The sequence below is a fragment of the Bradyrhizobium sp. genome (assembly GCF_035484855.1).
In the GTDB taxonomy this organism is placed as follows: Bacteria; Pseudomonadota; Alphaproteobacteria; order Rhizobiales; family Xanthobacteraceae; genus Bradyrhizobium.
The window spans coordinates 1-6,932 of sequence record NZ_DATHOP010000090.1 but is presented as its reverse complement, the minus strand read 5'-3'; the positions used below and the strand labels follow the sequence as shown (position 1 = coordinate 6,932).

Below are 6,932 nucleotides of genomic sequence, written 5' to 3'. Positions count from 1 at the left end.
CCGCTTTTGGTCTCCGGCGTCAGATAGCTCGGCTGGCCCCATTTCAGCGTTTCTTCCACCGCGCCGACGCCCCTAGTGGTCTTCGCGGTGTCGAGGATGAGCCGCCGCAACGCCAGCAATTTTGCCTTCAGCGGCTTGGGGTAGGCGTCAAAAGTCGCCTCCACTGTTGGATCGGCAAAGCCCGAACGTGCCGTGCCACGTGAAGCTTTAGCGGCTTTCGTCATCGCGCCGTTGGTGGTTTGGCGAGATCACCTGTCAGCAACGCGCGGCCGACATCTTCGTAGTGCGTATCGCGCGCCTGGATCTGCTGGGCGATCGCGTGCATGTCGCGGAAGCGGCGCTCGAACTTGTTGGCTTTGAACACCGCGGTGGCGCCCGCCATGTGATAGGCGGTATCGACCACTTGAGCCGACTGATGGATGGTCCAGGTCGACGCCAGGCGCATCGAAGCGCGGTGTTCTTCGCTGAGCTTGCCGGTCTCGGTCAGGTCGCGCCATGCCGCGGCGGCGGTGGCGTAGAGATAGGCGCGCGCGGCGCGCAAATTGGCTTCGGTGCGGCCGATCAGGCCCTGGACCGCGCTGTTCTCGCGCATCGCCGCAAGTCCGAACGACTGCTTGCCGCGCGCCAGGTCGGTTGCGGCGTCCAGTGTGGCGCGCGCGACGCCGGTCGCGAGCGCGGCGAAGCCGAGGCCGAACATGGAGTAGGTGGTGATCTTGTACAACGGTCCCTTTTCACGCAGCGCCGTGACATCGTCGCGCAATACGGCAAAATTATCCGGGATGAACAGGTTCTCGACCGAATAGCTGTCGGTGCCGGTACCGCTCAGCCCGATCACGTCCCAGACGTCGTACATGGTGGCGCTACTGGCCGGAAACAGAATGGTGCGAAATTCCGGCGCGCCGTTGGGCTTCACCCGTGTCGCGCCGTCGGCCTCGACGACCCGGACGTGGGCCCCCAGCCAGTTGGCCTGCCGGGAGCCGGAGGCGAAATCCCAGCGCGCGGTGACGCGGTAGCCGCCGGGCACCACCTTGACCTCGTTGGCGATCGCGCCCCAGGCGAGGATGCCGGGCGTCGAATTGAAAATCTGATCCGCCACGTCGTGATCGAGATAGGCCGCCGTCATGGCGCAGACCGAACACTGGCCGAGGCACCACGCCGTGGAGGCGTCGGCTTTTGCGATCTCCTCCAGTACCTGCATGAACACTTCCGGCGGCGCCTCGGCGCCGCCAAGGCTTTGCGGCAACAGCGTCCGGTAGAGCCCGTTCTCGATCAGCGCCGTTACCACCGGCGCCGTGAGCCGGCGCGTGCGCTCGATCTCGTCGGCCTCGCCTGCGATCAGAGGCGCAAGCGCCCTGGCGCGCTCGATCAGTCCGAAACCGGGAAGCTTGTTCATGCGTTTCCTTGGCCCATTCTGGGGTTCTTGGTCGGCGAGGGCGCAATGGTGATCCATCTGGGGCTGAGGATCAAGGTGGAGAACCCGTCATTCCGGCGCGCCAACGGGTCCGCGCGAAGCGCGGCCCGATGGCGGGCTCCGCGAACCCGGAATCTCGAGATTCCGGGTCTGCGCTTCGCGCATCCCGGAATGACGGAGCATAACTTCAAGCAAGATTGCCTGATTTCACTTCCAGCTGTCCCAATCGTAAACCGCCTCGATCCAGTCGTTGATGGCCTCGTCTTCCGGATGTTGGGACATCATCGCTGCCTCGCGGCGCATTTCTTCCCATACATGCGGGTCGCGAAGCTCGCGTCGAAGCCGTGCCAGTCTTCTACCCTGCGGCGCCCGCCCGGGAGACAGCTTTTTTCCAGTCTCCCGGCGCCAGAACCTTGCTGGCGGAGAGGATTTCAATGCCGATGATGAGTCCGTTGGCGTCGACATCGTAAATGAACGGTCCAGCTTCTTCCGTCCGCTCGACCTTGCCGCGACCGACGGCGATATAAACTGCGTCAGCTTCTGAATCGTAAGTCATGTCTGTCATGGCTTTCGCCTCGCGTTCCGGTCGAACATTGCGCTTATAACGCGAATGTTCGAATTTGTCTCGCTATAGGCCACGCGAAGAATGCGTCCGCCAAACTCTGGAATGGCACGAAATCTTCGTCAATGGCCGGGTCTCCCGGGTCTACCTCGGTCCAGTCGGGTTCGAGAATCGTTTCTCTTATCCATTTGGGGTCGATACCGCGGTCTCGCAACCTGACCCGCGCGTGAGCGGTGAGGCCGATGGGCTTCTTCGTCAATTGCTAGCCCCCGCCGCCTACCCTGAAATCCACTTCAGCTATCCACCTTCAGCGCGGCGATGAACGCCTCCTGCGGGATGTCGACCTTGCCGAACTGCCGCATCTTCTTCTTGCCTTCCTTCTGCTTCTCCAGAAGTTTGCGTTTGCGCGTGATGTCGCCGCCGTAGCACTTTGCGGTGACGTCCTTGCGCAGCGCGCGGACGGTTTCGCGCGCGATGATCTTGCCGCCGATTGCGGCCTGGATCGGGATCTGGAACATGTGCGGCGGGATCAGTTCCTTCATCTTCTCGACCATCGCGCGGCCGCGGCCCTCCGCCCGCTGGCGGTGCACCAGCATGCTGAGCGCATCGACCGGTTCGTTGTTGACCAGGATCTGCATCTTGACGAGGTCGGCCGGCTTGTAGTCGGTGAGATGATAGTCGAACGAGGCGTAGCCCTTGGAGACCGATTTCAGGCGGTCGTAGAAATCGAACACCACTTCGTTGAGCGGCAGCTCGTATTTCACCATGGCGCGGTTGCCGACGTAAGTGAGCTCCTTCTGCATGCCGCGCCGGTCCTGGCAGAGTTTCAGCACGCTGCCGAGATATTCGTCGGGGGTGAGGATCGTGGCCTCGATCCAGGGTTCCTCGATCTCGGCGATCTTGACCACGTCGGGCATGTCGATCGGATTGTGGATCTCGATCACCTGGCCGTCGGTCAGGTGCATCTTGTAGATCACGCTCGGTGCGGTCGCGATCAGGTTGAGATCGAATTCGCGATGCAGCCGCTCCTGGATGATTTCCAGATGCAACAGCCCCAGAAAACCGCAGCGGAAGCCGAAGCCCAATGCGGCCGAGGTTTCCATTTCGAACGAAAAGCTGGCGTCGTTGAGCCGCAATTTCCCCATCGCCGCGCGGAGCGTCTCGAAATCGTCGGCGTCGACCGGAAACAGGCCGCAGAACACCACCGGGATCGCCGGCTTGAAGCCGGGCAACATCTCGGTCACCGGCTTCCTGTCGTCGGTGATGGTGTCGCCCACTCTTGTGTCGGCCACCTCCTTGATCGCGGCGGTGATGAAGCCGATCTCGCCGGGACCGAGTTCGTCGATCTGCTGCATTTTTGGCGTGAAGAAGCCGACGCGCTCGACGTCGTAGGCCGCGTTGGTGCCCATCATCCGGATGCGCTGGCCTTTCTTCAGCACGCCATCGACAACCCGCACCAGCACCACGACGCCGAGATAGACGTCGTACCAGCTGTCGACCAAGAGCGCCTTCAGCGACGCCTCGCGGTCGCCCTTCGGCGGCGGCAGCCGGTGCACGATGGCTTCCAGCACGTCGTCGATGCCGAGCCCGGTTTTCGCCGAGATCATCACAGCATCGGATGCGTCGATGCCGATCACGTCCTCGATCTGCTGCCTGACCGCGTCCGGCTCCGCCGCCGGCAGGTCGATCTTGTTGAGCACCGGCACGATCTCGTGGCCGGCATCGAGCGCGTGATAGACGTTGGCGAGCGTCTGCGCCTCGACGCCCTGGCTGGCGTCGACCACGAGCAGCGAGCCTTCACAGGCCGCCAGCGACCGCGACACCTCATAGGCGAAGTCGACATGGCCGGGGGTGTCGATCAGATTGAGGATGTAGCTCTTGCCGTCCTTGGCCTGGTAGTTCAGCCGTACCGTCTGCGCCTTGATGGTGATGCCGCGCTCGCGCTCGATGTCCATGGAATCGAGCACCTGTTCCTTCATCTCGCGTTCCTGCAGGCCGCCGGTGATCTGGATCAGGCGGTCGGCCAGCGTCGATTTGCCATGGTCGATATGCGCAACAATGGCGAAGTTGCGGATGTTGGAAACAGGGATGGATGTCATGGCCGCGAGATAGCACTCGCACCCCCATGCGGCAACCAGTTTGCGCCAATTTAACGGCGCTTCTTCACGCCAAGCTGATTCCACTGATGGCGAAAACGCGCTACGCAGAGGGCCATGTCGACTGCGTCATTCCTGCCCGCGGCCTCGCGTGCGCGCCGAAAACTGTCGCTGCGGCGACTGGCGGCCTGGCTTGCAGCCTGCGCCGGCGATCCCGTGGCTGGCCTGCGGCTGGTGATTGCTTTCGCCACGGCGCATGCCGTGCTCTGGACCTTCATCCTGATCAATCTGAAGGCGGCGCAGGACGTCCATATGGACGTCGCCGAAGGCTTTGCCTGGGGCCAGAAGTTCCAGCTCGGCTATGGCAAGCATCCGCCATTGGCGGGCTGGATCTCGGGCCTCTGGTTCAAGGCCTTTCCGGTCGCGGACTGGGCCACCTATGCGCTCGCGATGACGACGCTCGGCATTGCGCTTGTGATCTGCTGGCTGATCGCGCTGCGCGTGGTCGATCGCCGCCGCGCCTTCTTCGTGGTGGTGATGCTCGCGCTCTATCCGATCTTCAATTTCAAGGGCTTCAAATACAACCCCGACCTGCTGCAGCTTGTCACGCTGCCGCTGGTGGTGCTGGCGTATCTGAACGCGTTCGAGAAGCGCAGTGTCCGCGCCGGCCTCTGGCTCGGCCTTGCCGGCGCGCTGGCGCTGATGACGAAATACTGGGTGCTGACCATGATCGGCGCCGTCGGACTTGCCGCGCTGATTCATCCCGATCGCGCAAAATTCCTGCGCTCGCCGGCGCCATGGGTCGCGATCGTCACGCTGGTCGTCGCCATGATCCCGCATCTGGTCTGGCTGTGGCAGGTGGATTTCGTTCCGCTGACTTATGCGGGCGATGTCTATGGGTTGTCGAGCCGCGCCGAGAGCGCGCAACGCGTACTCGGCTATATCGGCCATAACCTGTCGCTGTTGCTCGTGCCCATTGCGCTGGCCGCGCTCGCGCTGGCATTGGTGCCGCCATGGCGGGCGCGGGGGTTCTTGACCCGCGCATGGTCGCGCGGCGCCAACGGAAGCGTGAATGCGTCGCAGGCGCTCAATGTCTGGCTGATCCAGTCGATCGTCGCGATCGGGCCTCCGCTCGGCGCGCTGATCTTCGCGGTCTATATGAAGACCGACTGGGGAATCTCGCTGTTCTTCCTGACGCCGCTGGCATTGGTGGCGATTCCCGCGCTGCGCCTGCAACGGATGGCGCTGTTCAACATCACGGCGATCTGGCTCATCGTCTCGCTGGCGGCACTTGCGGCCTCGCCCTACATCGCGATCGAGGAGATGAAGGTCAATCCGAACGGCGCCTCGACCTATGGCGCGCGCTCGCAACTGGCCCGCGAGCTGACGGAAGCCTGGCATTCGCGTTTCCATTCCCGGTGGGCCGTGGTCGCCGGCACCACGGAAGTGGGCGAGCCGATGACGTTCTACAGCCCCGATCATCCGGCGCCGCTGACGCCGGGCGAGTTGTGGCCATCCGGATTGACTTCGCTGGAAGAGGCCAAACGGCTCGGCTTCATCGGCATCTGCGATACCACCGACGGGCGGCTGCCGGTCTGCGAAGCCTGGATGCGCGAGAACGGCAAGGACGCCGAGGAACTGGCGGTGACGACCGAGCGCTTCTTCCACGGCCATCCCGGGCCTTCGATTACCTGGAAAGTCTACATCGTACCGCCGGGGAAGTAGCCGTCGTCCCGGCGCAGGCCGGGACGACCAAGAGCCTCACTGCCCTTCTTCGTTGAACTTGCTGGCGACGAGATCGGTGATCGCATTGATCGCGGCTTCGGCGTCGGGGCCGATCGCGGAGACCCTGATCGATGTTCCCGGTCCCGCCGACAACATCATCAATCCCATGATCGAGGTGCCGCCGACGGTCTCGCTGCCCTTGGTCACCCAGACCTCGGCATTGAAGCGCTCGACCATCTGGACGAATTTCGCCGACGCCCGCGCATGCAGGCCGCGCTTGTTGATGATCGGAAGTTCGCGCGACACCGCGCCGGTGGGGACCGTCGGCCCGACACTGCTCTCAGGCGACGCGTCGTCGTCGCTCATTTGCCGGCGAGAACCCGGCTGGCAATGGTGACGTATTTGCGGCCGGCTTCCTGGGCCATGGCGATGGCGTCGGGAAGCGAGCGCTCTTCGCGAACCTTGGCGAGCTTGACCAGCATGGGAAGGTTGATTCCGGCGAGCACTTCCACCTTCGGTCGGCTCATGCAGGAGATCGCGAGGTTGGACGGCGTGCCGCCGAACATGTCGGTGAGGATCGCCACGCCATCGCCGGAGTCGACGCGGTTGACCGCCTCGATGATGTCGCTTCGGCACAGGTCGGAGTCGTCCTCGGCCCCGATCGTGACCGCTTCGATTTGTTTTTGCGGACCCATGACATGTTCGAGCGCCGCCTTGAACTCGTCGGCAAGGCGCCCATGGGTCACAAGCACTAGACCAATCATGAAAAACTCCTCGCGGGTGCTTTTTGGTGCACCGCACGAACGCGCCACTTTGACCATCCAGAGCCCCCGCGCAAGAGGGGATCTGCGCGATTCTCCCGGAAATTAGCGATAGAGCGGGAAGCCTGCGCCGGTCTATTCGGTCGCGATACTGGACATCATATGGTTACCATTCCCCTTCAAACAATCATCCGGCGGCTGAACGGGAGCTGAACTGGTGCCTGTCGTCAGCGCCGCTATCACCAGCGGCAGCGCCGGAAAATCCTGTCCGACGGGAATCCTGGGTATTAAAATACCGTCGATGCGCGTGAGTAACGCCCTTGGTTCCGGCAGCCGTTCCGCGTCGACGGCCGACAGATCAACCACCAGGCCGACGA

General features: G+C 63.2%; 8 protein-coding genes and 2 pseudogenes. 1 reads left to right on the top strand and 9 read right to left on the bottom strand.

Going from position 1 to position 6,932, the window contains the following annotated elements; all coding sequences use genetic code 11:
* The 6 genes and pseudogenes from VK804_RS10435 to lepA form a co-directional block, all read right to left on the bottom strand.
* Window positions 1-224, bottom strand: a pseudogene (locus VK804_RS10435) (DUF1801 domain-containing protein); the annotation flags it as partial.
* Window positions 221-1,393, bottom strand: coding sequence for an acyl-CoA dehydrogenase family protein (locus VK804_RS10430; RefSeq protein WP_325370656.1), 1,173 nt, complete (start codon window positions 1,391-1,393; stop codon window positions 221-223). The gene VK804_RS10430 and the pseudogene VK804_RS10435, both read right to left, overlap by 4 nt.
* Window positions 1,394-1,618: 225 nt before the next feature.
* A complete protein-coding gene (locus tag VK804_RS10425) occupies window positions 1,619-1,846 on the bottom strand; it encodes an antitoxin MazE-like protein (RefSeq protein ID WP_325370654.1) in 228 nt (75 codons plus the stop codon).
* The gene (locus VK804_RS10420; RefSeq protein ID WP_325370652.1) at window positions 1,767-1,976 is read right to left on the bottom strand and encodes a DUF2283 domain-containing protein; all 210 of its coding nucleotides are present in this window, start codon (window positions 1,974-1,976) and stop codon (window positions 1,767-1,769) included. The genes VK804_RS10425 and VK804_RS10420 overlap by 80 nt, the downstream gene beginning before the upstream one ends.
* A 34-nt stretch (window positions 1,977-2,010) precedes the next feature.
* A complete protein-coding gene (locus VK804_RS32980; RefSeq protein WP_414642751.1) occupies window positions 2,011-2,232 on the bottom strand; it encodes a DUF4258 domain-containing protein in 222 nt (73 codons plus the stop codon).
* A 34-nt stretch (window positions 2,233-2,266) separates the two neighbouring features.
* Window positions 2,267-4,072, bottom strand: coding sequence for a translation elongation factor 4 (lepA, locus tag VK804_RS10415; protein ID WP_325370650.1), 1,806 nt, complete (start codon window positions 4,070-4,072; stop codon window positions 2,267-2,269).
* A gap of 114 nt (window positions 4,073-4,186) precedes the next feature.
* Between lepA and VK804_RS10410 the strand changes: the two genes are divergently transcribed.
* Window positions 4,187-5,794 carry a glycosyltransferase family 39 protein gene (locus VK804_RS10410; RefSeq protein WP_325370648.1) on the top strand — a complete coding sequence of 536 codons (1,608 nt, stop codon included), beginning with the start codon at window positions 4,187-4,189 and terminating at the stop codon, window positions 5,792-5,794.
* A 36-nt stretch (window positions 5,795-5,830) separates the two neighbouring features.
* Here the strand turns inward: VK804_RS10410 and VK804_RS10405 are convergent, their stop codons facing one another.
* The 3 genes and pseudogenes from VK804_RS10405 to VK804_RS10395 form a co-directional block, all read right to left on the bottom strand.
* Window positions 5,831-6,160 (bottom strand): HPr family phosphocarrier protein, encoded by a 330-nt coding sequence (locus VK804_RS10405; RefSeq protein ID WP_325370646.1) that lies wholly within the window; start codon window positions 6,158-6,160, stop codon window positions 5,831-5,833.
* Window positions 6,157-6,558 (bottom strand): PTS sugar transporter subunit IIA, encoded by a 402-nt coding sequence (locus VK804_RS10400; RefSeq protein ID WP_024509305.1) that lies wholly within the window; start codon window positions 6,556-6,558, stop codon window positions 6,157-6,159. Before VK804_RS10400 ends, VK804_RS10405 begins: the two co-directional genes overlap by 4 nt.
* 132 nt (window positions 6,559-6,690) lie before the next feature.
* Window positions 6,691-6,932 (bottom strand): annotated as a pseudogene (locus VK804_RS10395) (serine kinase); the annotation flags it as partial.

Coding starts and splice junctions, on each gene's coding strand:
- VK804_RS10430 (WP_325370656.1), bottom strand. CDS start 1,393: ATGAACAAGCTTCCCGGTTTCGGACTGATCGAGCGCGCCAGGGCGCTT.
- VK804_RS10420 (WP_325370652.1), bottom strand. CDS start 1,976: ATGACAGACATGACTTACGATTCAGAAGCTGACGCAGTTTATATCGCC.
- lepA (WP_325370650.1), bottom strand. CDS start 4,072: ATGACATCCATCCCTGTTTCCAACATCCGCAACTTCGCCATTGTTGCG.
- VK804_RS10410 (WP_325370648.1), top strand. CDS start 4,187: ATGTCGACTGCGTCATTCCTGCCCGCGGCCTCGCGTGCGCGCCGAAAA.
- VK804_RS10405 (WP_325370646.1), bottom strand. CDS start 6,160: ATGAGCGACGACGACGCGTCGCCTGAGAGCAGTGTCGGGCCGACGGTC.
- VK804_RS10400 (WP_024509305.1), bottom strand. CDS start 6,558: ATGATTGGTCTAGTGCTTGTGACCCATGGGCGCCTTGCCGACGAGTTC.